The following is a 23,748-nucleotide window of genomic DNA, read 5'->3' on the forward strand; positions in this document are numbered from 1 at the left end:
GTGCGCCGCCCGGCCGGGCGACGTCCGTAGAATCTTCCGGTGCCCACCTCGATTGCGCCATCGGGCGCGGACGGCGTCACGCCGTCCGCGCACTCTGCCGAGGACCCGCGCGCCGGCTCCGTCGACCCCGCTGCCGAGGCCGCCGTCCGCGTGCGGGGCCTGGTCAAACGCTACGACGGGCGCGACGTCGTCGCAGGCCTGGACCTCGTCGCCGACGCGGGGGCGGTCACCGCCGTGCTCGGCCCGAACGGCGCGGGCAAGACCACGACCGTCGAGTGCTGCGAGGGGCTGCGCTCCCCCGACGGCGGCACCGTGCGCGTGCTCGGCCTCGACCCCGTGGCGGACGCCCGCGCGCTGCGCCCCCGCGTCGGCGTCATGCTGCAGGACGGCGGGCTGCCCACCGGTGCCCGAGCGGGCGAGGTGCTGCGGCACGTCGCCTCGATGTACGCGGCGCCGCGGGACCTGGGCGAGCTCGGCGAGCGTCTCGGCCTCGGGTCGTTCGCCCGGACCACGGTGCGGCGCCTGTCCGGCGGGCAGCGCCAGCGGCTGTCGCTCGCGGCCGCGGTCGTCGGGCGTCCGGAGGTGGTCTTCCTCGACGAGCCGAGCGCCGGCATGGACCCGCAGAGCCGCCACGCGGTGTGGGACCTCGTGCGCGAGCTGCGCGACGAGGGCACCGCCGTCGTCCTCACGACGCACCTCATGGACGAGGCCGAGGATCTCGCCGACCGCGTGCACGTGGTCGACCACGGCCGCGTCATCGCGAGCGGCAGCGTGCCCGAGCTCCTCTCCCCCGACCCGCAGGCCGACCGCACGCTGCGCTTCGACGCCGTGCCCGGCCTCGACGTCGCGGCGGTCGCCGCCGCGCTCGGAGACCCGGGTGGCGCCGGCACCTGGACGGTCACCGAGCCGCAGCCCGGCTCGTACGTCGTCGCGGGGCCCGTCGGGCCGCGCGCCCTGACCGCGCTCACCGGGTGGCTCGCCGACCACGACGTCCTCGCGAGCCGCCTCACCGTGGGCCGGCGCACGCTGGAGGACGTCTTCCTCGACCTGACGGGACGGCACCTGCGATGACCACCCCCACGGGCAGCGCCGTTGCACCTGCCCCAGCACCCGCCCCCGCGCTCGCCGCCCCTGCCTGGCGGCGCGTGCTCTCGCAGGCCGGCTTCGAGACGCGGGCCGTGCTGCGCAACGGCGAGCAGCTGCTCGTCACGATCGTGCTGCCGGTCATGGTGCTGGTGGGCCTGACGCGCACCAGCGTCGTCGAGATCGACACCGGCGGCCTGTCCCGCATCGACTTCGTCACGCCGGGCGTCCTCGCGCTCGCCTGCGTCTCGACGGCGTTCACCTCGCAGGCCATCGCGACCGCCTTCGACCGCCGCAACGGCGTGCTGCGGCTCCTGGCGACGACGCCGCTCGGGCGCGGCGGGCTCCTCGCCGGCAAGCTGCTGGGCGTCCTGGCCGTCGAGGTGGTGCAGGTCGTCGTCGTCGGCGCGGTCGCCCTCGCGCTGGGCTGGCAGCCCGCGGCGGGCGGGATCCTCGCGGCCGTGGGCGTCGGGCTGCTCGGCACGGCGTGCTTCACCGCGCTCGCGCTCCTGCTGGCGGGCACGCTGCGCGCCGAGGGCGTGCTGGCGCTCGCCAACCTCGTCCTCGTGCTCCTCGTCGTGGGCGGCGGGCTGCTGGTGCCGCCGGAGCAGCTCCCCGGCCCGCTAGAGCACCTCGCGGCGTTCCTGCCCTCGGGCGCGCTCGGCGAGGCGATGCGGGGCGCCCTGCTCGGCACCGGCGTCCCCGCGCTCGCGCTCGGCGTGCTCGCCGCGTGGACCGCGCTGTTCTCCTGGGCCGCCGCCCGGTTCTTCCGCTGGCAGTGACGGCGTCGGCGCGGGGCGCGGGAACGGGCCAAGGTCACACCGCGAGGCCGGCCGAGGCGGAGGAACGGCGCGCGCCTGGCGATACCGTGGACCCGTGACCTCGCCGAGCCCTGCCGTGCCCGCCCCCGAGGCAGGCGCGGGCACCACGCCCGACCGGACCGACCGCCCCGACCGCCTCGCCCGGTTCCGGCCGTGGACGCGCGGCGTCCTGCTCGCGAACGTCATCGGGCAGATCCTCATCATCGGCACGGGAGGCGCCGTCCGCCTCACCGACTCGGGGCTCGGCTGCTCCACCTGGCCGATGTGCGAGCCGGGACACTTCACGCCGGTCTTCCACGAGGCGTCCTCGATCCACTCCTTCGTCGAGTTCGGCAACCGGACCATGACGGGCGTCCTCAGCGTCATCGGCGTGATGCTGCTGGTCCTCGTCTGGACGGACCGGAGCCGGTCCGAGTCCTACCGGGCGCTCGGCATCGTGCCCCTCGCCGGCGTGCTCACCCAGGCGGTCATCGGGGGCGTCGTCGTCCTGCTGCACCTGCACCCGGGCTGGGTCTCCCTCCACTTCGGCGTCTCGGTGGCGCTCGTGTGGTTCAGCGCGTACCTGCTGCACCGGCACGGCGAGGGCGACGGCCCACCGCGCCGCGTCGCGGGCCGCGGCGTGGCGACGGCGGGCGCCCTGCTCGGCCTGCTGCTGATCCCCGTCGTCACGCTGGGCGTGCTCGTGACGGGCTCCGGCCCGCACTCCGGCGACACCGAGGTGGGCTACCGCCTCGCGCTCGACCCGCTGACGATGACCCGCGCGCACTCGGCCAGCGTGTGGCTGTTCACGCTCGCCCTCGTGGCGCTGCTGGTCCTGCTGCACCGCGCGCCTGCCGGCCCGCGGGTCTCCGCGGCCCGCAAGGGCGCCTGGCTGCTGCTCGCGGTCACCCTGGCGCAGGGCCTCGTCGGGTACGTCCAGTACTTCACCGGTCTGCCCGAGCTGCTCGTCGGCATCCACCTCGTGGGCGCCGGCTGCCTCACGTGGGCCACGGCGAACGCCGTCCTGAGGCTGCGCACCCGCGCCTGACGCCGCCGTCCGCGCGCTACGGTGCAGGCGTGCGCATCGAGGTCGACGGCCGCCCCGCGACGGCCGAGCAGGTCGCGTCCACGGACGGACACTTCACCGCCATGCAGGTGCGCGGCGGCGGCGTGCAGGGCCTGGAGCACCACCTGAGACGGCTGGACGCCGCCCACCGCGAGATCTTCGGGCTGCCGCTCGACGGCGATCGCGTCCGCCGCCTCGTGCGGCACGCCCTGGCGGGGCAGGCCGACGCCTCCGTCCGCGTCGTCCTGCGCGACCCGGAGCACGTCGCCGTCCAGGTCGGCGAGCCCCGCCGCCCGCCCGCACGCCCCCAACGCCTGCGGTCGGTGCCGTACCTGCGCCCGTTCGCCCACCTCAAGCACCTGGGCGGCTTCGCGCAGGCGCAGTGGGCACGACAGGCCGGGCGCGAGGGGCACGACGACGCGCTGCTCGTCAGCCCCGACGGCGCCGTCGCGGAGTCCACGGTCGCGAACGTCGGCGTGCTCGGGCCCGACGGCGACGTGCTCTGGCCGGACGCCCCGCACCTGCGCGGCACCGGCCTCGCCCTGGTCGAGGAGACGACGCCGACCCGCACCGGCCCGGTGCACGTCGACGACCTGGGCCGGTCCGCCGGGGCGTTCCTCGTCAACTCGATCGGCATCGTCGCGGTCGCGTCCGTCGACGGGACGGACCTCCCGGACGCGACCGCGCACGTGGAGGCGATCAGGCGGCGGGTGGCCGCCCTGCCCTGGGCCCCGCCGTAGGCCTTGACCGGCTGACGGCAGCGGCGCCAGCACGTGACAGTCGCGGCGCGACCGCGTGACAGCGCCGTGACAGCACGCTGCGAGCGGCGCCCCGCACGGTGGTGCCATGACCACCACCGCGATCGAGGCCGAGGGCCTCGTCAAGACGTTCGGCGACAACCGCGCCGTGGACGGGGTCGACCTCGAGGTCGCCACCGGCACGGTCCACGGGGTCCTCGGCCCGAACGGCGCCGGGAAGACCACCACGATCCGCATGCTGGCGACCCTGCTGCGCCCGGACGCCGGCCGGGCGTCCGTCTTCGGCCACGACGTCGCGCGCGAGCCGTTCGTCGTGCGGCAGCTCATCGGCGTGACGGGCCAGTACGCATCCGTCGACGAGACGCTCAGCGCCACCGAGAACCTCCTGCTGTTCTGCCGCCTCAACGGGCTCAAGGGCTCCGCCGCGACGCGTCGCACCCGCGATCTGCTCGAGGAGTTCAGCCTCACCGACGCCGCCGCGCGGCCCCTGAAGAACTTCTCCGGCGGCATGCGGCGTCGCCTCGACCTGGCGGCGAGCCTCATCGCCCAGCCGCCCCTGCTGTTCCTGGACGAGCCGACCACCGGCCTCGACCCGCGCACCCGCGCCCAGATGTGGGAGACCATCCGCCGCCTCGTCGCGACGGGCTCTACCGTCCTGCTCACCACGCAGTACCTCGACGAGGCCGACCAGCTGGCCGACCGCATCGCCGTGATCGACCGCGGCCACGTCGTCGCGGAGGGCACCGGGGACGAGCTCAAGTCGTCCGTGGGGCAGCAGTCGCTGCAGCTCGCCCTCGTGCGCCCCGACGACGCCCCGGCGGCCCAGGCGGCGGTGCAGGACGTGCTCGGCGTCGCCGCGACGGTCTCCCCCGAGGCGCGGCGCCTCACCGTCCCGGTTGCCGACCCCGCCCGCGTCACGGACCTGCTGGTCCACCTGCGCGGCGCCGGCGTCGACCTCGACGGCCTGTCGATGGACAAGCCCACGCTCGACGAGGTGTTCCTGACGCTGACCGGCCACGACGCCACCGACCAGTCCACGACCGACCGAGCCGGCGCCGGCTCCCCCGAGCCCGAGGAGATCTCCGCATGACCACCCTCACCACCACCCCCGCACCGGTGGCGCCCGGCGGGCGCATCGTCCCCGGCGCCGAACGCGCCCTGCGCAACCGCGTGACCGCCGGCCAGGCCGTCTCGGACTCGCTGGCCATGGCCCGCCGCGGGCTCATCAAGATCCGCCGGACGCCGGAGCAGCTCATCGACGTCACGGTGCAGCCGATCATCTTCACGCTGATGTTCACGTACATCTTCGGCGGGGCGATCTCCGGCAGCATCGCGGCCTACCTGCCGGTCATCATCCCCGGCATCCTCGTGCAGACCGTCATCACGGCGTCCGCCGTCACCGGCACCCAGCTGCGCGAGGACATGGACAAGGGCGTGTTCGACCGGTTCCGGTCGCTGCCCATCGCCCGCATCGCCCCGCTCGCGGGTGCCCTGCTGGCGGACCTCGTGCGTTACCTCATCGCCACCACGCTGACCGTCGTCATGGGCCTGGTCATGGGCTGGCGCCCGGGGGGCGGCGTCGGCGGCGTGCTGCTGGCGGGCCTGCTCGTGATCGTCTGCGCCTGGTCCCTCAGCTGGATCTTCGCGTTCTTCGGCGTCATCGGCCGGTCCGCGTCCTCGGTCCAGGGCATCTCGTTCCTGGTGCTCTTCCCGTTGACCTTCCTGTCCAACGCGTTCGTCCCGGTGGACACGATGCCCGGCTGGCTGCAGGGCTTCGTCAACGTCAACCCGGTGTCGCACCTCGTGACCGCGGTCCGCGACCTCGCCAGTACGGGCAGCGTCACGGACCAGGTCGGCATCGCGCTCCTGAGCTGCGCCGTCGTCGTGGCGGTCTTCGCCCCGCTCGCCGTGCGCAGCTACATGAAGAAGGCCTGAGCCGGCCCGTCCGGCCCGAGCTCCTGGTCCGCCTCCCCCGCGAGGCGGACCAGGAGCTCCTCCGCGCGCGCCACCAGCTCGTCGTTGCCGAGGGCCTCGGCCCGCCGCTCGGCCGCGCCGACGATCTCGGCACCGCGCCCGCCGAGGGCGTCCGCCACCTCGACGCGCAGGCGGTCGAGCCGCAGCGCGGGCAGGTCCTGGCGCGCGCCCAGCCGGCCCGCGAGCGCCAGCAGCTCGGCCCCCTCGGCCGCGCGGCCGTCGTCCTGCCCGGGGCCGTCCCCGCCCGCCGGGCCGCCGCCCAGGCAGGCCCAGCAGGCGACGCCCACCGACGACGTCGCGAGGACCGGCCGGTCGACGAACCCGCGCCCGTCGCCCCGCAAGCGCCGGCCCACGTCGACGATCCGGCGCACGAGCCCGCCGTCGTCGGCCCCCGCCTGCACCCGGCGGACGAGGGTGGCCGACGCGAGCAGCAGGAACCACGGCGCCGCGTCGCCCTGCGGCTGGCCGGCCCCGAAGGTCTCGAGCGCCCGTCCCAGGCGGACGAGCGCCTCCGCGCGATCCCCGCGCGCCCACGCCAGCTCGCCCCGTCCCAGCTCGACGACGCCGCGGGCCTGGGCCTCCCGCCCGTCGAGGCCGCCGTCGGCGGCGGGCACCATGGACTCGACGAGGGCCTCGGCGGCATCGAGGTGCCCCAGCGTGAGAGCGGAGCCCAGCTCGATCCACCGCACCTGCCACTGCATCTCCTCGGCGCCGATCGCGGCGACGCCGTCCTTCGCGGCGGCGACCCAGCGCGCGGCCTCCTCGGCCTCGCCGTGCTCCGTGAGGAACGACGCCAGGACCATCGCCGTCATGGCCGCGGCCGCCGCGTCGTCGATCCCGCGGGCGACGTCGTGCGCGGCGCGCGCCAGCTCGACGGCGCGCGCGATCTCCCCGTCGTTCTCGCGCTGCTGTGCCTCGAACATGTGCCCGAGGAGCGCCGTGTACCCGTCCTGCGACCGCTGCAGCCGGGCGAGCACCTCCATCGACTCCTCGGGCGTCCGCGCCAGGACGAGATCGGCGAGCTCGCGCGTGCGGGCCCCCACCGTCGCGCTGGTGCGCAGCAGGCGCCGCAGCCGCGCCAGGGGGCGCGCCGCCGTGCCCGGCACCCCGAAGACCGAGGCCGCCGCGATCGCCTCGAGGGCGATCGCCGTGGCGTCCGTGTGCTCCTCGGGCACCGGCCATCCCTCGAGGGCGTGCAGCACGCCGGGCACCAGTCCGACGACCCGTTCCTCGGCGCCGCGCACCGCCCAGCTCCCGAGCAGCGCGACGAACCCGTGCACCACGACCTCCGGGCGGCCGAGCTCCATCGCGCGCCGGACCGCGAAGAGCAGGTTCTCCTGCTCGCGGCCCAGCTCCGCGACGGCCTCGCGCTGGCGCGGCGACAGCATGCGCGACGCGCACCGTCGGGCCACCCGGAGGGCCCAGGCCAGGACGGCGTCGTCGGCCGTCGCGCCCTCGTGCGCGTCCGCGAGGCGCAGCAGCCCGAACTCCCGCACCGTCTCGACCATGCGGTAGCGGGAGGCGCCGTCGGCCTCCTCGACCCGCACGAGCGACTGCAGCACGAGCGCGTCGACGTCGTCGTCCACCCGCCACCCGGCGGCGTCCGGCAGCAGCGAGCGCGCCGCCTCCGAGGAGAACCCGTCGGGCAGGACGGCCGCTCGCCGCCACAGCGCCTGCTGGCCGGGCGTCAGCAGGTTCCAGCTCCAGTCCAGCACGGCCTCGAGGGTGCGGTGCCGGTCCGGGACGGACCGGTCGCGCACCCGCAGCAGGGCGAAGCGCTCGTCGAGCCGCTGCTCCACCTCCGCGACGCTCAGGGTGCGGACACGCGCGGCCGCGAGCTCGATCGCCAGCGGCAGCCCGTCCAGCCGGGCGCACAGCCGTGCCACCGCCGCGCGGTCCAGGAGCGCGTCCGGGCGGACGGCGCGGGCGCGCTCGACGAACAGGCGCACGGCGGGCCCGCCGTCCTCGTCCGTCGGGTCGGCGCCGAGCGGGGCCGGCTCGTACACGGCCTCGTCCTCGAGCAGCAGCGGGGTGCGGCTGGTCGCCAGCACCCTCAGGCGCGACGACACCCCCAGCAGGAGGCCCGCCCACCAGGCCGCCCCCTCCACGACGTGCTCGCAGTTGTCGAGCACCACGAGGGCGTCGACGTCGCGCAGCCGGGCGGTGATCTCCCCCACCAGATCCCGCACCTGGAGCCGGTCGGCCAGCCGCAGCGACCCCGCGCCGGGCGCGACGCCGAGGGCGTCGGCCACTGCGAGGACGACGTCGTCGTCCGAGCGCACGCCCACCAGCTCCACGACGACGACCAGCCCGGCACCCGGGACGGACCGTCGCGCGACCTCCTGCGCGAGCCGCGTCTTGCCGAGCCCGCCCGGGCCGAGGACGGTCACCAGGCGGGACGTGGTGAGGGCCTCGCGCACCGCGGCGACGTCCCCCTCCCGGCCGAGGAGCGGCGTCGGGTAGCTCCGCAGCCCGCGGGCCGTCCCGCCGTCCGGCACCGTGGCACCCGTGGCACCCGGGGCGCCCGGCGCAGCCCCTGGGGACGGCCGGGGCGCGACGGTCTGCTCGTCCGCGGTGCCCCGCCCTCCGGCGTCCGCCGCGAGGCGTTCGTAGAGCGCGACCGTGGCGGGCCCCGGGTCGCTGCCCAGCTCCCGGACCAGCACGGAGCGCAGCCGGGTGAACACGCGCAGCGCCTCCTCGGGCCGGCCGAGCCCGCCGAGCGCGCCCATGAGCGCGCGGGCCGCGTCCTCGTCGGCAGGGTCCGCGGCGACGTCCGCCCCGGCGAGCTCGGCGACCACGGCGTGCTGCCCGTCAGCCTCCGCCGCGTCCCGGCGCACCACCCGCAGCTCGCCCCGACAGCGACCGGCCACCGTGGCGAGCTCGCGCGCGACGGCGGCGAACTCGCCGCCCTCGAGGTCACCGCCGGGCGCCCCGTCCCACAGCCCGAGGGCCTGCTCCGCCGTCGCCGCCGCGGAGGACGGGTCGCCCGCCACGAGCTCGCGGCGGGCCGCCGCCAGGGCGTCGCGCGCGAGCGCGAGGTCCGACGGCACGCCCAGGGCGTACCCCGTCTCGGTCGCCCGCACGATGCCCCGGCCGGCCACGGCCCGCAGCCGCGAGACCAGGTTCTGCAGCGCGGCCCGCGGGTCGGCCGGCAACGACTCCTGCCAGAGCCGGTCGACCAGGGAGGCGGACGCGACGCCGCGCGCGCCCCCGAGGGCGAGCAGGGCCACGAGCGCGGCGGCACGGGCGCCGCGCGGGGCCCGCGCCCCGCCGTCCGGCACCGCGACACGGACCGGGCCGAGCACGCGCACCCGTGGGGTCTCCACGCCGCCCGGGGCACCGCGGTCGGGCCCGGCGTCGCGGTCGGAGGCGTCACCCACGCCTGGGGAGCCTACCGGCGCCTCAGGCCGTGCGCCGGTACGGCCAGGGCGCGTCGACGTCGCGCAACGACGCCCAGCCTCCCGCGCGGCTCGCGGCCGCGGCGAGGATGCCCACCACGGCCGACGGGTTGTGCAGGCTGCCGTCCAGGACCAGCGCCACCGCCTCGTCGAGCGGCACCCGGCGCACCTCCATGTCGGCCTCCTCCGCCGTGCGCAGGTGGCGGTCCGCCTCGGGCACGTCCGTGAGGCCGCGGGCCAGGAAGATCCGGACCGCCTCGTTGCTGCTGCCCGGTGTCGTGGCGTAGTCGGCGAGCACCGCCCACCGCTGCGCGGCGACGTCGGCCTCCTCGGCGAGCTCGCGGGCCGCCGCGTCCACGGCGGGCTCGCCGGCGACGTCCAGCAGCCCGGCGGGCACCTCCCACAGGTACGACCGGACGGGGTGACGGTACTGCCGCAGGAGCAGCACGCGGTCCTGGTCGTCCAGGGCCACGATGGCGACCGCCCCCGGGTGGTCGACGTACTCGCGGGTCACGACGCCCGCCTCGCCCAGGTCGGCGTCCTCCCGCACGAGGTCGATGACGCGGCCCCGGTGCAGCGTCGTGCGCTGCAGGACGGGGCGCGGGTCGATCTCGTCGGCGACGGCGCGCGTGATCGGCTCGCCGCTCACGCCTGGTTCCCCTGGCGCTCGAGCGCGGCGGCCACGAGGCCGGAGAACAGGGGGTGCGAACGGGTGGGGCGCGACTTGAACTCCGGGTGCGCCTGGGTGCTCACGTAGTAGGGGTGCACGTCCGCGGGCAGCTCGACGAACTCGACGAGCTGGGCGTCGGGCGACGTGCCGGAGAAGACCAGGCCGGCCTCCTCGAGCTGGGCGCGGTACGTGTTGTTGACTTCGTACCGGTGCCGGTGGCGCTCCGACACCCGCTCGCTCCCGTACGCCTTGGCGACGACCGAACCGGCCCCGAGGTGCGCGTCGTACGCCCCGAGCCGCATGGTGCCGCCCAGGTCGCCCTCGCCGCCCACGATCGCCAGCTGCTCGGCCATCGTCGCGATGACCGGGTGCGTGCTGTTCGGGTCGAACTCGGTGGACGACGCGTCCTCGAGCCCGAGCACGTTGCGCGCGTACTCGATGACCATCGACTGCAGGCCGAGGCAGATGCCGAGCGTCGGGACGAGGTTCTCGCGCGCCCAGCGCAGGGCGCCGACCTTGCCGTCGATGCCGCGCACGCCGAAGCCGCCGGGCACCAGCACCGCGTCGACGCCCTCCAGCGCCTCCTGCGCACCCTCCGGGGTCTGGCAGTCGTCGGCGGCCACCCACCGGATGCCGACCTTCGCGTCGTTGTCGAAGCCGCCGGCGCGCAGCGCCTCGGTCACCGACAGGTACGCGTCGGGCAGGTCGATGTACTTGCCGACGAGCGCGATCTCGACGTTGTGCTCGGGTTCGTGCACCCGCTCCAGGAGCTGGCTCCAGCCGTCCCAGTCGACGTCGTGGAAGGGCAGGTCCAGGCGGCGCACGACGTAGGCGTCCAGGCCCTCGGCGTGCAGCACCCGCGGGATGTCGTAGATGCTCGGCGCGTCGACGGCGTTGACGACGGCCTCGTTGTCGACGTCGCACATGAGCGCGATCTTGCGCTTGATCGACTCCGGGACCACGCGGTCGGCGCGCAGCACGATCGCGTCGGGCTGGATGCCGATGGAGCGCAGCGCCGCCACCGAGTGCTGGGTCGGCTTCGTCTTCAGCTCGCCCGACGGGCCGATGTAGGGCACGAGCGAGACGTGCAGGAAGAAGCAGTCGTCGCGGCCGAGCTCGTGCCGCACCTGGCGCGCGGCCTCGAGGAACGGCTGCGACTCGATGTCGCCGACGGTGCCGCCGATCTCGGTGATGATCACGTCGACGTCGGGGCTCGCCTGGTCGCGCATGCGCGACTTGATCTCGTCCGTGATGTGCGGGATCACCTGGACCGTGTCACCGAGGTACTCGCCGCGGCGCTCCTTGGCGATCACGCGGGAGTAGACCTGGCCGGTCGTGACGTTCGAGGAGGCCGGCAGCTCGACGTCGAGGAACCGCTCGTAGTGACCGATGTCGAGGTCTGTCTCGGCGCCGTCCTCGGTGACGAAGACCTCGCCGTGCTGGAACGGGTTCATCGTGCCCGGGTCCACGTTGAGGTACGGGTCGAGCTTCTGCATCGTGACCCGCAGGCCCCGCGAGCGCAGCAGGCGCCCGAGCGAGGAGGCGGTGAGTCCCTTGCCGAGCGACGAGGCGACACCGCCCGTCACGAAGATGTGCCGCGTCTGGTGCGTGGCACCCGTGCGGCTGGAGGAGCGGGGCTGGAGTCGATTGGTGTCGGCCACGGAACTCCATGCTAACAGCGGGTGGCCCGCCGGCACGCGGGCCGCGCGGTGCGTCTGGTCACTCGGCGGGCCGGTCGGCCGGTTCGGCCGGTTCGGCGGACGCGTCCGCGGGCACCGGGCGGCCGCGGCGCGCGATCCCCGTGACGGCGGAGCGGTCGGCGACCAGGAAGCCGCCCACGACGACGCCGCCCGCGACCAGGGCGGCGAGCACGCCCACCCCCAGCGCCAGCAGGATCGCGGCGTCCGCCGGGAGCAGCGCACCCGACAGGAGCGAACCCGCCCAGGAGCCCAGCGCCGTGGCCACGACGAGCACGACGAGGGTCCGCGGGACCCCCCGCAGCGCCTCGCGCCCGGCGAGCCGGCCGACGGCGGCGAGCAGCCCGACGGCGGCCACCGTCATGCCGAGCGAGGTCGCCAGGCCGAGCATCGCCAGGACGCCGGCCTGGCCCCGCACGCCCGTCGCGGCGGGCAGCGCGAAGGCCGCCGCCGCCACGACCAGCCATCCTGCCGCGGTGGCGACGACCGCCGCCCGCTGGCGGTCGATCGCGTACAGCGCGCGCGACAGGTGCAGGATCAGCGCGAAGCCGAGGATCCCCGGGGCCATCCACGCCACGGCCTCGCCGAGACCGGCGACCGAGCCGGACGCGATGCGGGCGAACACCGCCTCCACGGCCTCGGAGGCGGCGACGAGCGCGCCCACCCCCAGTCCGGACACGACCAGCAGGGTCCGGGTGGTCGTGGCCAGCAGCCCGCGGAAGCGGTCGAGGCGGCCGTGCGCCACGTGCTCCGCGAGCCGCGGGAAGGCGCTCGTCGCGAGCGGGAACGCCAGCACCGCGTAGGGCAGCAGGTAGACCTGCTGGGCGAACGTGTACGTCGGGAAGGTCTGCTCCGGCCCGAACCGGAACGCCGCCCCCATGACCGCGAGCACCGACAGCTGCTGCGCCACGAGCGCCCCGACGCCCGCCAGCGCGAGGTTGCGCGCACGGGCGCCCTCTCCGCCCGGGAAGCGCAGCGTGGGGCGCAGCCGGGTGCCCGTCCGGCGCACGGGAAGCACCAGCGGCAGCGCGAGGAACGCGACGCCCGCCGTCGTCCCCCAGCCGAGCCAGGCGATGGCGGCCGTGGACAGCGCCGCGACGTCCGCCTGGTTCCCGTCCGCCATCGCGAAGAACACGAGGTAGACGGCGATGACCGCGAGGCTGGACAGCAGCGGCGCGAAGGCCTGCCAGAAGAACCTCTTGTGCGCCTGCAGGACGCCCCCGAGCACGACCGCGAGGCCGTACAGCGGCACCTGGAGCGCGAACGTCCGCACGAAGGTGGCGGTCACGTCCACGAGCTCCGGGTGCCGGCTCATGAGCAGCCCGGCGATGGGCCCGGCGAGGATCGCGAGCAGGGCGCCGAGCGGCACGAGCACCGCGAGGGTCCACCCGAGCAGCGCCGAGGCCACCCCGGAGGTCTCCCGCGCCGAGCGCCGGGCGATCGGTCCCGCGAGCAGGGGCACGACGGCACCCGCGAGCGCACCGCCCGCGGCCACCTCGAACAGCACGTTGGGCAGCTGGTTCGCCGCGCTGTACGCCGAGCCGACGCCTTCGGTGCCCACCGCCCACGACAGCACCAGCGACCGGGCGAACCCGACCAGCCGGCTCGCCACCGTGACGACGGTGATCATCGCCGCGGCGCCGGCGAGCGTCTGCGTCGCCGCCCGCAGCCCGCCCGGGCGCGACGTCATGGGTTCACTCCCCCGCGGTGGGTTCCGGCACCGGGTCCTGCCCCTCCGGGGGGCGGCGCCCCCAGCCGTCCGCGGCGCGCAGCCAGGGCGTGCGCTCGATGACGGCGGAGAAGCTCACGCGCTCCGACGCGAGGGTGAGGCCGACGACCGACGCCAGCGCGGCGAGACGCACCGCGCGCGGGGCGCCGAACGCCCACTGCGCGCCGGCCAGCGCGCCGAGCGCGTTCGCGCCGCCGTCGCCCAGCATGTCGCGCTCCGCGAGGTCCCCCGGCGCCGCGACGGCGGCCGCCCCGAGGACGACGCCGGTCGCCGCGCCCGCCGCGCCGCCCGCCACGGGCAGGCTCAGGGCCGCGGACGCCTTGAGCGCGCGACCGGGGCGCAGGTCGAGCAGGTTGAGCAGGTTGGCCGTGCCCGCGACCAAGGCGCCGTTCACCGCGACGTCGAGCAGGTGACCCGCCGCCCCGCCACGCCGCCGGGTGCCGACGGCGGCACCGGCCAGGGCCGTCGCTCCGATGCCGAGCACCTTGAGCCCGCCGGTCGTGAGGCGGCCCTGGGCGAGCGCGCCCAGGTGGCCGCGGAGGCCCTTGACGCGGGTGCTGGTGTCCTCGGCGAGGTCGTCGACGAGCCCGAACGCGGCCGCACCGGCGGTCGCGAGGGCGGCGCCGGTCCGCTCCCTACCGCCTCCCGTCGCGAGCGTCCCGGCGACGAGCCCGGCCGCGACAGCCGGACCCTCGAGCATGCTCACCGGCTCGCCGCGGTGGTTGGTGCGGGTCCAGCGCGCGGCGCCGCCGGGCGGGTCGGTCTCGAGCGCCCGCCGGGCGAGCGCCGTGCCCGCCGCCGCGACGACCGCGCCGCGCAGCAGCGCGCCCACACCTGTCCGGCCCGCCATCAGCCGTTCCCCTGCGTCTCGCCCTGCTCGACCACGGGCGGGAGGACGGACGCGCCGTCCTCGAACCCGTACTGGTCGACGGCCCCGGCGTCCTGGGCGGCGATCGCGAGCGGCACGACGATCTGGCCCGTCGTCTGCTCCACGCCGCTGACCGTGCTCACCAGGTCCGCGAGCCGGTCCTCGGCGCGGATCGTGGCGATCAGGTCGCCGTCCTTCGTCGTCGGCCCGGCCACCACCGAGGTCCCCGCGACCTCCGCGGACGTCCCCGCGAGCGCGGCGAGCGCGCCCATCCCCGTCTGCTCCGGGTCGGCGTCCTGCGTCTGCTCGTCCTCGTCGGCCCCGGTGGCGCCGCCCGACAGCAGGAGGATCGCGTCCGCCGGCGCGCTCGGCTCGGCGACCTGCTCCACCAGGCCCACCTGCTCCAGGAGGTGCTGCTGCTCGAGGGCGGCGTCGCTGAACGCCGTGGGACCCGCGGGCGCGGGGTCGGTGAGCGCCACGGTGAGCGACGCCGCGAGCAGCTCGGCCGGGCCGGAGTCCTCGTCGATCACGCCCTCGACGGCGTCGGCGGGCAGCTTGTCGCGCAGCCCCTCCGCGACCGTCTCCCGCATCGTCAGCTCGTCGGCCGACGTCCAGGACGCGGCCAGCCGCTCCTGCGCCACGACGGTGCCGTCCGCCGCCTCGAGCTGGTCCAGCACCGCCTTCCGGTTCGCGTCGCTCACCTCGTCCACCTCGACGACGGCGACGTTCATGCCCGCGAGCGACCCGGCGACGAGCTGGTCGCCGGCGCTCTCGATGAAGCGTCGCTGGTCCTGCGCCGTGGTCTGCGCCTCCCCGAGCTCCTCGCGCAGCGTGTTGCGCTCGGTGCGCAGCGCGTCGACCTGCTCGGTGAGCTGGTCCCCGAGCGTGCCCTGGAGCGGGCCGGCACCCAGGATGATGCCCACCGCGAGAGCGAGGAAGACGGAGATCAGCGAGACGAGGTGATACCTGAAGTCGATCACGGTCGGCAGAGGTTCCTTGTCAGGTCGGGGCGGGTCGGGGCGGGTCGGGGCGGGTCGGGGCGGTCGGGTCAGGACGGGGTGCCGGGCGGGCGCGCAGGGGCGTCACCCGCCGAAGAGGCTACCCACCCAGGAGACGAGGTCGTCGATCCGGGCACCGATCAGCCCGAAGAGCGTCTGCCCCGCGGCCGTGGACCACAGCGCCGCGACGACGGCGGCGACGCCCGCCAAGGACAGCAGCGTGAGCTGCAGGTTCGAGATCCGGGTGCGGTACAGGCGCGAGACGCCCTTGGCGTCGACGAGCTTGCCGCCGACCCGCAGCCGGGTGAGGAAGGTGCTCGCCATGCCCGCCCGGCCCTTGTCGAGGAACTCGACCAACGTGGCGTGCGTGCCGACGGCGACGATCAGCTCGGCGCCCTTGTCGTCGGCGAGGAGCATGGCGATGTCCTCGCTGGTCCCCGTCGCGGGGAACACCACGGGCTCGACGCCCAGCGCCTGCACGCGGTCCAGCCCGGGCGCGTTGCCGTCGCGGTAGGCGTGCACGACGATCTCCGCGCCCGACGAGAGCGCGCGGTCGGACACGGAGTCCATGTCGCCCACGATCATGTCGGGCTTCCAGCCCGCGTCGATGATCGCGTCGGCGCCGCCGTCGACGCCGACCAGCACCGGCCGGTTCTCCGTGATGTAGGACCGCAGCATCGCCAGGTCCTCGCGGTAGTGGTAGCCGCGCACCACGATGAGCACGTGCCGGCCGTCGAACTTCGTCCGCACGTCGGGCACGCCCACGCCGTCGAGCAGGAGGTCCCGCTCGCGACGCAGGTACGTCATCGTGTTCTCGGCGAAGTTCTCGATCTCCTCCGACAGACCCTCGCGCGCCGCGACCATGTCCGCCGCGACGGTCTCCGGGGACTGGCGCACGCCCTCCGCCACGGTGGTGCCGTCGACGACCACGGTGCCGCCGTCGATCCGCACCGCCGCGCCCTCGGGCAGCGCCATCACGGCGGGGCCCAGGTCGTCGACCAGGGTGATCCCGGCGTCGACGAGGATGCCCGGCCCCGCGTTCGGGTAGCGGCCCGACGTCGAGCGGGCGGCGTTGAGCACCGCCGCCGGGCTCACCGCCACGAGCGCGTCCGCCGCGACCCGGTCGATGTCCACGTGGTCGATGACGGCGACGTCGCCGGCGTGCAGCCGCTTGGTCAGGTCCTTGGTCCGCGTCCCGACCCGGGCGGGCCCGGTCACGTCGGTGCTCTCGTCGCCGGCGTCGGGCGCACGCTCGGACTTGCGCAGGATCATTCTCATCGCCCCTATCGTCCCACGGTGGAGGACTCCAGGAGCTCGACCGCGTGCTGGCGGGCGGTCGCGGACTCCTCCTGCCCCGAGAGCATCCGCGCCAGCTCACGGACCCGCTCGTCGTCCGTGACCTCGCGGACCCCGGTCACCGTGATGCCGGCCCGGTCGTCGGGAGTGCCGTCGGCGTCGCCGTCGGGGGTGGACTTCGTCACCACGAGGTGCGAGTCCGCGAACGCGGCCACCTGGGCGAGGTGCGTGACGACCACGACCTGGGTGCTGCGAGCGAGCACGGCGAGGCGCCGGCCGACCTCGACCGCGGCGCGGCCGCCGACGCCCGCGTCGACCTCGTCGAAGACGAACGTCGGCAGGGGCGCCGTGACCCGGCCCGATCCCGTGTCCGTGCGCGCCTCGACGCGCGCGGTGGCGAGCGCCACCTCGACGGCCAGCATCACCCGGGACAGCTCGCCGCCGGACGCGCCCTTGCCCAGCGGGCGGGCGGGTGCGCCGGGGTGCGGCTCGAGCAGGAACGCGACCTGGTCGGCGCCCCAGGGCCCGGGCTCGTCCGCGGGCGCGACGTCGACGACGAGCCGCGCCCCCTTCATCGCCAGCCCGGACAGCTCCTGCGTGACCGCGTCCGAGAGCGACTCCGCGGCCTTGCGCCGGCCCGCCGTCAGCCGCTCCGCCGCGCCGGCGAGCTCGGCGTCCAGCTCGGCCGTGCGCTCGCGCATCCCGGCGAGCCGCTCGCCGCCGTCGTCGAGGTCGAGCAGGCGCAGCCCGGCGTCGCTCGCCCACCGCAGCACGTCGTCGATGGTCTCGCCGTAGCTGCGGGTGAGCGTCGTGAGCTCCGCGAGGCGAGCGTGCGCGGTCTCCAGGCCCGCCGGGTCCGCCTGCAGGTCGTTCACGTACGACGACAGCTCGGTCGCGACGTCGGCGAGGAGGTACCCGGCCTCGGCGAGCCGGGTCGCGTGGCCGCCGAGGGCCGGGTCGTCGGAGGCCGCAGCCTCCAGCGCCCGCCGCGCCCGTTCGACCGCCTCGACCGCGCTGCCCGTCGTCTCGACGTCGTCGCCCGCGACGGCGTCGTGCGCCTCCTGCGCCGCGACGCGCAGCTGCTCGGCGTTGCCCAGCCGTCCGACGAGGGCCGTGAGCTCGGCGTCCTCCCCCGGCTGCGGGTCGACGCGCTCCACCTCGGCCAGGCCGAGCCGCAGCAGCTCCGCCTCCCGGGCGCGTTCCGCGGCCCGCGCGGTGAGGTCGTCGATCTCCGCCAGCAGGCCCGCACGCTCCGACCACGCCGCCCGGTAGGCGTCGAGGTCGTCCTGGTGATCGAGGCCCGCGAACGAGTCCAGCGCCTCGCGCTGCTTCGCCGCGGTGCGCAGGCGCAGCTGGTCGGCCTGACCGTGCACGGTGACGAGCTCGTCCGCGATCTCCGCGAGCACGGCCTGCGGCACGCCGCGCCCGCCGAGGTGGGCGCGGGAGCGGCCGGCCGCGGCGACGGTGCGGAGCACCACGACCGTCCCGTCGTCGTCCACCTCGCCGCCCGCCTCGTCGACCCGCGCGGCGACGGAGGGGTGCGCGGCCACGCGCAGCCGGCCCTCGACGACGGCGCCGTCCGCGCCGGGACGCACCGCGGCGGGGTCGGCCTTGCCGCCCATGAGCAGGCCCAGGCCGGTGAGCACCATCGTCTTGCCCGCGCCCGTCTCGCCCGTGATGACGGTCAGCCCGTCGGTCAAGGGGACCCGGGCGGCGCGGATCACGCCCAGGTTCTCGATCGCGATCTCCTCGAGCACCTCACGCCTCCTTGTCGTGCTCGTCGTGGTCGTGCTCGTCGTGGTCGTGCTCGTCGTGGTCGTGCTCGTCGTGCGCGTCGTGCCCGGCCGCCGGCGCCCGGTGGTCGGGGCGGCTGGCCGCCAGCTCCCGCCAGCCCACGACCGGGAGCGAGAACTTCGAGACCAGACGGTCGGTGAACGGCGCCGGCGAGAGCCGCGCGAACCGCAGCGGCAGCGCGCCACGGCGCACCTCGACCCACGACCCGACCGGCAGGTCGATGCGCCGCCGGCCGTCGCAGGTCAGCACCGCCGGGACCGGGCTGCGCTCGAGCACCTTGACCGTGTAGGTCGAGCGGGGGCCGATCACCAGGGGGCGCGCGAACAGCGCGTGCGCGGACAGCGGCACCAGCAGCACGCCGTCGACCTCGGGCCACATCACCGGCCCGCCCGCGGAGAACGCGTGCGCCGTCGAGCCGGTCGCCGTGGACATCACGACGCCGTCGCAGCCGAACGACGAGAGCGGGCGGCCGTCGACGGCGATGCCGACCTCCACCATGCGCTCACGCCGCGCCTTCTCCACGGTGGCCTCGTTGAGCGCCCACCCCGTCCGGGGGGCGTCCTCCCCCGGCAGGTGCACGGCGACGTCGACGACGGCGCGCTCCTCCACCTCGTAGTCGCGGGCGGCCAGCCGCCGCACCGCGTGCCGCAGGTCGTCGCGCTCGCTCTCGGCGAGGAAGCCGACGTGCCCCAGGTTGACGCCCAGGAGCGGGACCTCGGTGCCGTGCGTGAGCTCGGCGGCGCGCAGGATGGTGCCGTCGCCGCCCAGGACCATGACGGCCTCGGAGTCGGTCACGCCCTCCCGGGCGCGGGCCGCGGCCATGTGGTCGCCGAAAGACTCGGCGAGGTCGTCGTCGTGCAGGGCGACCTCGAAGCCCGCCTCGGTGAGCTCGCGCACGGCCTCGGAGAGAGCCGCCACGGCCTCCGGGCGGCCCCCGTGGGTGACGATGAGGACTCGGCGGCTCACGGTGCTCCTCCGACGGTCAGGACGGGCGGGACGGACGGCGCCGCGTCGGGGGCGCCGGGCTGCCAGGCGACGGCGGCCCTGGCGGCGGGCTCTGCGGCGGCCGCAGGGCCCCCGTCGCCGGGCCGGAACCAGCAGAAGTACTCGCGGTTGCCGCTGGGCCCGGGCAACGGGCTCGGCACCACCGCGCACGCCCGCAGGCCGTGCCCGGCCGCGGCCCGCACGACGGCGAGCACCGCCTCGGCGTGCAGGCCGGCGTCGCGGACGACCCCGCCGCTGCCGAGCCGCTCGCGACCCACCTCGAACTGGGGCTTCACCAGGAGCAGGGCGTGCCCCTGCGGAGGGAGCACGGCGGCGAGCGGTCCCAGCACGAGCGTGAGGGAGATGAAGGACAGGTCGCCCACCACGACGTCGGGGGCACGCTCCAGGTCGGACGGTGCGAGGTCGCGCAGGTTGAACCCCTCGAGGACCGTGACCCGGGGATCCTCCCGCAGCGTCGGCACGAGCTGGTCGTGCCCGACGTCGAGCGCCACCACGTGGCGCGCGCCCCGGCGCAGCAGCACGTCCGTGAAGCCACCCGTCGACGCGCCGACGTCCAGGCACCATCCGTCGCGGACCGCCCGCAGCAGGTCCCGGCCCGCGGGGTCGTCCGCGAGCGCGTCGAGCGCTCCGGCCAGCTTGCCGCCGGCACGCGACGCGTACCCCGGGTCCTCGGGGTCCGCGTGCACCGTGACGGGCGCGCCGTCGGGCACCGGCGTGGAGGGCTTCGTGACCACGCGGTCGCCGAGCAGGACGCGTCCCGCGTCGATCAGCTCCACCGCCTGTCGCCGCGACCGGGCCAGGCCGCGGCGGACGAGCTCCACGTCCATCCGGACGTCCGTGCGTGCCGCCGCCGTCAACGCCGTGGCCCCGCGTCCGGCCCGTCGTCCCGCCCGGCGTCCGGTGCCCGGTCGAGCCGCGCGCGCAGCGTGTCGTGCACCGTGGTGAAGCGCGCCACGTGCTCGGCGACGGGGAGGTCGTCCAGGCCCTCCAGCTCGTCGAGGCCGGAACCGGACCTGGGGTCGGTGCCCGTGTCGGTGGGTGCGCCGGCGGGAGCTCCAGGCGTCGGCCCGGGCACGGGGAGGGCGTCGGCAGGGAGGTCGTCCGTCGCGCCGGCGGACCCGGCCCCGGGCGTCGGCTGTTCCTGCGTCATGGTCCCTCCCTGCCGCTCGCGGTCGTGGTCTCGTCGCCAGCACCCGTGCGGGTGCGCGCGGACCGCCGGTCCGAGGGGCGGCTGGTCGCGCGGGATGCCGCCGTCCGAGGTCCGGGTCCACGCTACCTGCTGGCGCGGACGTCCCGTGCACGACGCACAGCCCTCGACCAGGTCCGTCGTGACCCGTGCCCCGGGCCGTCCGCCGCCGTCGTGACCGCCCGGCGGGTCCACGACGGCGCCGGCCACGGGGCGCCGTCGTCAGCCGTGCAGCTCCGGGACCGTCGACGCCGACACCGGGGCGCCCCGGTCCGCCGCGTCCCACGCGGCCGCGCAGGCGGCACGGACCACGTCGATACCGTGCGGGCCCCCGCGATCGAGCTCCAGCGCTCCGTCCACGACCCGCGCGGCGCGACCCTCGCACGTCCACCAGCCCTCGGCGGATCGCTCCGGGAGCGGGTGCGGCTCGAGCAGGGCGCGCAGGTCGGCGCCGACGAAGTGCGGGCGCAGCCCGGGCTCTGCGAGCACGGCGTCGCGCGCCGTGGACACGCCCGTCAGCACGTGGAGGCCAGGAAGGCCCCCGGCGCGGGCGCCGGCGAGGTCGGTGTCCAGGCGGTCCCCGATCACCAGGGGGCGCTGCGCGCCCGCCCGGTCGACCGCCAGCCGGTACATGGTGGGCGACGGCTTGCCCGCGCTGTCCGGCTCGACCCCCGTCGCCGCGACGACCGCGCCGACGAGCGCGCCGTTGCCGGGGGCGAAGCCCCGCGCCGTCGGGAGCGACAGGTCGAGATTGCTCGCCACGTGCCAGGCACCGCCGGCCACGGCGTAGGCCGCCTCGGCGAGGTCGCTCCAGGCCAGCCCTGCGGCGTAGCCCTGGGCGACTGCGTCGGGGGCGTCGTCCGCGGAGTCGACGACCGTCAGGCCGGCGCCGGCGACGGCGGTCCGCAGCCCTGCCCCTCCGACGACGAGGACCCGCGCGCCCGGCTCCAGGCGGGTGCGCAGCAGCGCCGCGCACGCCTGCGCCGCCGTCATGACCTCGTCCGGGGCCGTAGGGATGTCCAGGCCGCTGAGCTGGCCCGCCACCTCCTCGGGCTCGCGCGACGCGTTGTTCGTCACGAAGACGAGCCGGAGCCCTGCGGCCCGTGCCGCCGTCAGGCTCTCCGCGGCGTGCGGGATGGACAGGTGGCCCTTGTACGCGACACCGTCCAGGTCGACCAGGGCGAGGTCGTGCGCCTCGGCCAGCGGGACGGTGCTGCCCGACAGCGTCGCCGTCATGCCTTGCCCGCGTCCGGGGCGTCCGCCTCCGCGTCGGCCTCGGGCGCCTCAGCCTGCTCCGTCCGGTCGGCGCCCGGCTCGGCCACGTCAGCCTCGGCCCCGTCGGGCTCCTCGGTGAGGTCAGCCTCGGCAGGCTCGGCGTCGCCGTCCTCGACCTCGGCGGGCAGACCAGCAACCTCGTCGTCCGCCTCGAGGTCCTCGTCCACGGCGTCCTCGTCGTACGTGTCGTAGACGACGACGTCGTCGAGCTCCTGCGGCACCCCGGACGCGCGCTCGAGCTCGGCCGGGTCGACCCCGGCCAGGAGCTGTGCCGCCTCGGCCTGCCGGCCGGCCGCCTCCAGGGCCGCCGCGCGGGCCTGCAGCACCCGCAGGCCGAGGTCGCCGCGCCGATCGGCGGCGGGGATGCGGTCGAGCACCGCCAGCGCGGCGTCGTGCTCCCCGAGGTCGCTGCGCGCCCCGCTCGCGACGATAGCGAGCTCGGTGCGGCCCTCCGCGTCGAGCGTGCGCGCCTCGTCGCTCGCGGCGAGGGCCAGGGCACGCTCGGGGCGCCCGAGACCGCGCTCCGCGTCCGCCATCAGCGGCAGGTGCTCGGAGGAGCCGTTGAGTCGTCGCACCGTGCGCAGCTCCCGGAGCGCCTCGGCGAACCGCCCGGTGCGGTACGCCGCGATCCCCGCGGCCTCCCGGACGACGTCCACCCGGCCGCCGCGGCGCACCGCGGCCTGCGTGTGCTCGTAGGCGCGCTCCGGGTCGACGTCGAGGAGCCGGCCCGCCATCACGAGGTGCAGGCCGATGCGCTCGGCGTTCTCCTTGGTGAGCCCGCGCAGGCGGCCGCGGACGTCCCGGCTGAGCTGGCCCATCGACGCGTCCTCGGCGATCTCCGGCTCGACGACGCGGGGGCGCCGCTCGGCACCGGCGGCCGGGCGAGCGGGGCGCCCGCCTCCTGCGCGGCCCTGCGCCTCCGCGCCGCGCCGGCCCGTCGCCGGACCGCGAGAGCCTCCCCCGCGGGGGTCCTGGCGGGGCCCAGCGCCCCGGCCGTCCCGCGCTGGCGGACGATCGCCCGCGTAGCCGCGACGGTCGTCCGGACCCGGCCGGCCGGCTCGCCCGCTTCCGTCGCGGGCCGACGGACGTCGGTCGCCCCGCTCATCCCCGCGGCCCCGCGCGTCGTACTGGCCAGGGCGGCGGGAGAAGTCGCCCCGCGCATCGCCCTGACCGCGGCCGTCGCGCTCGCTCGTCCGGTGCTCTGCGCCTCGCCCCTCACCGGCGCGCTCGTCCCGGCGACCGTACCCGTCGCGGGCCTGACCGCGACCGCGCGAGGGCCGCTCCTCGCGGCGGTCGCCGGACCCGAGGTCCCGGCGGGCGCGGGGGTCGCGGGACGAGCGATCGGCGCGGCGGACATCGTCGCCGTACCCGCGTGCGCCGTCTGCCCGGCGCCCAGGACGCTCCCGGTCGCCTCGCTCGCGGTCGTCCGAACGGCCCCGACGCTCCGCAGGGCGGTCCGAGCGCTCCGGACGACCCCGGCCGGCATACCCGCCACGACCGTCGCGCGCCCCGTCGCGCGCCGGACGACCGGCGCCGGACCCGCGCTCGGCGCTCCCGCGCTGCGGACGGTCACCGCGCCCACCCGTGGACGCCTCCGAGCCACGGTTCCCGTCCCGCGATCCCGCGCGGGAAGCCCCTTCACGGGACGACGATGCGCGACCCCGCGCACCGCCCTTGTTCTCGTCCCGCGATGAATCGTTCACGGTCTTCCTTTCCGACGCCGACACGAACCGTATTCTCCCACGCCACACCTGCCGGAGACCGGCCGCGAAGCCGCCTCGCGATGTGACGGCGGGCACGGGGTCGAGCCCCCACGGCCCATGCCACCACGGGCCCCGTGCCCCTGCCAGGCGCATCGCCCCGCTCCTCCGACCGTCACGGGGCGGGCAGCGTCGAAGATCGGACGCCCACGGTTCCGGTCCCCCGGTCAGCGCAGCCGCTTCGGCGACCCGCATCACGTCGTCCCGGGTGGTCGCGCCCCCCGGCCTGCGTGCGCGCACGAGGCCGGCGCGGCCGGCGCGGCCGGCGGGCAGCGGGTGCCGGCGGGTGGGCCAGGTCCGGGTATGCGAAAGGCCCACCCCGGGTGGGGTGGGCCTTTCGTGAATGGGTGTCCGGCGGCGTCCTACTCTCCCACCCCCTCGCGAGGGCAGT

The 23,748-nt window shown here is 76.5% G+C and carries 19 protein-coding genes; 6 read left to right on the forward strand and 13 right to left on the reverse strand.

What is annotated here, in order from left to right; all coding sequences use genetic code 11:
- Positions 1 to 39 precede the first annotated feature (39 nt).
- From ACFUVW_RS01205 to ACFUVW_RS01230, 6 genes are all read left to right on the forward strand, one after another.
- Entirely contained in the window at positions 40 to 1,071 is a 1,032-nt protein-coding gene (locus tag ACFUVW_RS01205) for an ABC transporter ATP-binding protein (RefSeq protein WP_430569518.1), read from the forward strand.
- Entirely contained in the window at positions 1,068 to 1,865 is a 798-nt protein-coding gene (locus ACFUVW_RS01210; RefSeq protein ID WP_430569519.1) for an ABC transporter permease, read from the forward strand. Before ACFUVW_RS01205 ends, ACFUVW_RS01210 begins: the two co-directional genes overlap by 4 nt.
- A gap of 94 nt (positions 1,866 to 1,959) precedes the next feature.
- Complete coding sequence (locus ACFUVW_RS01215; protein ID WP_430569520.1) at positions 1,960 to 2,931, forward strand: heme A synthase; 972 nt, start codon at positions 1,960 to 1,962, stop codon at positions 2,929 to 2,931.
- Between the two features lie 29 nt (positions 2,932 to 2,960).
- Positions 2,961 to 3,689 carry an aminotransferase class IV gene (locus ACFUVW_RS01220; RefSeq protein WP_430569521.1) on the forward strand — a complete coding sequence of 243 codons (729 nt, stop codon included), beginning with the start codon at positions 2,961 to 2,963 and terminating at the stop codon, positions 3,687 to 3,689.
- Between the two features lie 106 nt (positions 3,690 to 3,795).
- Positions 3,796 to 4,797 (forward strand): ATP-binding cassette domain-containing protein, encoded by a 1,002-nt coding sequence (locus ACFUVW_RS01225; RefSeq protein ID WP_430569522.1) that lies wholly within the window; start codon positions 3,796 to 3,798, stop codon positions 4,795 to 4,797.
- Positions 4,794 to 5,642 (forward strand): ABC transporter permease, encoded by an 849-nt coding sequence (locus ACFUVW_RS01230; protein WP_430569523.1) that lies wholly within the window; start codon positions 4,794 to 4,796, stop codon positions 5,640 to 5,642. The genes ACFUVW_RS01225 and ACFUVW_RS01230 overlap by 4 nt, the downstream gene beginning before the upstream one ends.
- Here ACFUVW_RS01230 and ACFUVW_RS01235 read toward each other — a convergent pair.
- The 13 genes from ACFUVW_RS01235 to ACFUVW_RS01295 form a co-directional block, all read right to left on the reverse strand.
- Complete coding sequence (locus tag ACFUVW_RS01235) at positions 5,624 to 9,061, reverse strand: BTAD domain-containing putative transcriptional regulator (protein ID WP_430569524.1); 3,438 nt, start codon at positions 9,059 to 9,061, stop codon at positions 5,624 to 5,626. The genes ACFUVW_RS01230 and ACFUVW_RS01235 overlap by 19 nt on opposite strands.
- A 22-nt stretch (positions 9,062 to 9,083) precedes the next feature.
- Positions 9,084 to 9,728: an NUDIX domain-containing protein gene (locus tag ACFUVW_RS01240; RefSeq protein WP_430569525.1), complete on the reverse strand. Its 645-nt coding sequence runs from the start codon at positions 9,726 to 9,728 to the stop codon at positions 9,084 to 9,086.
- Positions 9,725 to 11,410 (reverse strand): CTP synthase, encoded by a 1,686-nt coding sequence (locus tag ACFUVW_RS01245; RefSeq protein ID WP_430569526.1) that lies wholly within the window; start codon positions 11,408 to 11,410, stop codon positions 9,725 to 9,727. Before ACFUVW_RS01245 ends, ACFUVW_RS01240 begins: the two co-directional genes overlap by 4 nt.
- A 58-nt stretch (positions 11,411 to 11,468) precedes the next feature.
- Positions 11,469 to 13,136, reverse strand: a complete 1,668-nt coding sequence (murJ, locus tag ACFUVW_RS01250; RefSeq protein ID WP_430569527.1) for a murein biosynthesis integral membrane protein MurJ — start codon at positions 13,134 to 13,136, stop codon at positions 11,469 to 11,471.
- Positions 13,137 to 13,140: 4 nt separating this feature from the next.
- A complete protein-coding gene (locus ACFUVW_RS01255) occupies positions 13,141 to 14,025 on the reverse strand; it encodes a hypothetical protein (RefSeq protein WP_430569528.1) in 885 nt (294 codons plus the stop codon).
- Complete coding sequence (locus ACFUVW_RS01260; protein ID WP_430569529.1) at positions 14,025 to 15,023, reverse strand: copper transporter; 999 nt, start codon at positions 15,021 to 15,023, stop codon at positions 14,025 to 14,027. The genes ACFUVW_RS01255 and ACFUVW_RS01260 overlap by 1 nt, the downstream gene beginning before the upstream one ends.
- A gap of 102 nt (positions 15,024 to 15,125) precedes the next feature.
- The gene (gene steA, locus ACFUVW_RS01265; RefSeq protein ID WP_430569530.1) at positions 15,126 to 16,319 is read right to left on the reverse strand and encodes a putative cytokinetic ring protein SteA; all 1,194 of its coding nucleotides are present in this window, start codon (positions 16,317 to 16,319) and stop codon (positions 15,126 to 15,128) included.
- Between the two features lie 5 nt (positions 16,320 to 16,324).
- Positions 16,325 to 18,094, reverse strand: coding sequence for a DNA repair protein RecN (gene recN, locus ACFUVW_RS01270; RefSeq protein ID WP_430569531.1), 1,770 nt, complete (start codon positions 18,092 to 18,094; stop codon positions 16,325 to 16,327).
- A gap of 1 nt (position 18,095) precedes the next feature.
- A complete protein-coding gene (locus ACFUVW_RS01275; protein ID WP_430569532.1) occupies positions 18,096 to 19,097 on the reverse strand; it encodes an NAD kinase in 1,002 nt (333 codons plus the stop codon).
- Entirely contained in the window at positions 19,094 to 19,963 is an 870-nt protein-coding gene (locus ACFUVW_RS01280; RefSeq protein WP_430569533.1) for a TlyA family RNA methyltransferase, read from the reverse strand. The genes ACFUVW_RS01275 and ACFUVW_RS01280 overlap by 4 nt, the downstream gene beginning before the upstream one ends.
- 26 nt (positions 19,964 to 19,989) lie before the next feature.
- A complete protein-coding gene (locus ACFUVW_RS01285; RefSeq protein ID WP_430569534.1) occupies positions 19,990 to 20,286 on the reverse strand; it encodes a hypothetical protein in 297 nt (98 codons plus the stop codon).
- A 258-nt stretch (positions 20,287 to 20,544) separates the two neighbouring features.
- Positions 20,545 to 21,558, reverse strand: coding sequence for an HAD-IIA family hydrolase (locus tag ACFUVW_RS01290; protein ID WP_430569535.1), 1,014 nt, complete (start codon positions 21,556 to 21,558; stop codon positions 20,545 to 20,547).
- On the reverse strand, positions 21,555 to 22,415 hold the full coding sequence (locus tag ACFUVW_RS01295; protein ID WP_430569536.1) for a hypothetical protein: 861 nt from the start codon (positions 22,413 to 22,415) through the stop codon (positions 21,555 to 21,557). Before ACFUVW_RS01295 ends, ACFUVW_RS01290 begins: the two co-directional genes overlap by 4 nt.
- Positions 22,416 to 23,748 lie beyond the last annotated feature (1,333 nt).

The organism is Isoptericola sp. NPDC057391, from assembly GCF_042668085.1.
Classification (GTDB): domain Bacteria; phylum Actinomycetota; class Actinomycetes; order Actinomycetales; family Cellulomonadaceae; genus Isoptericola.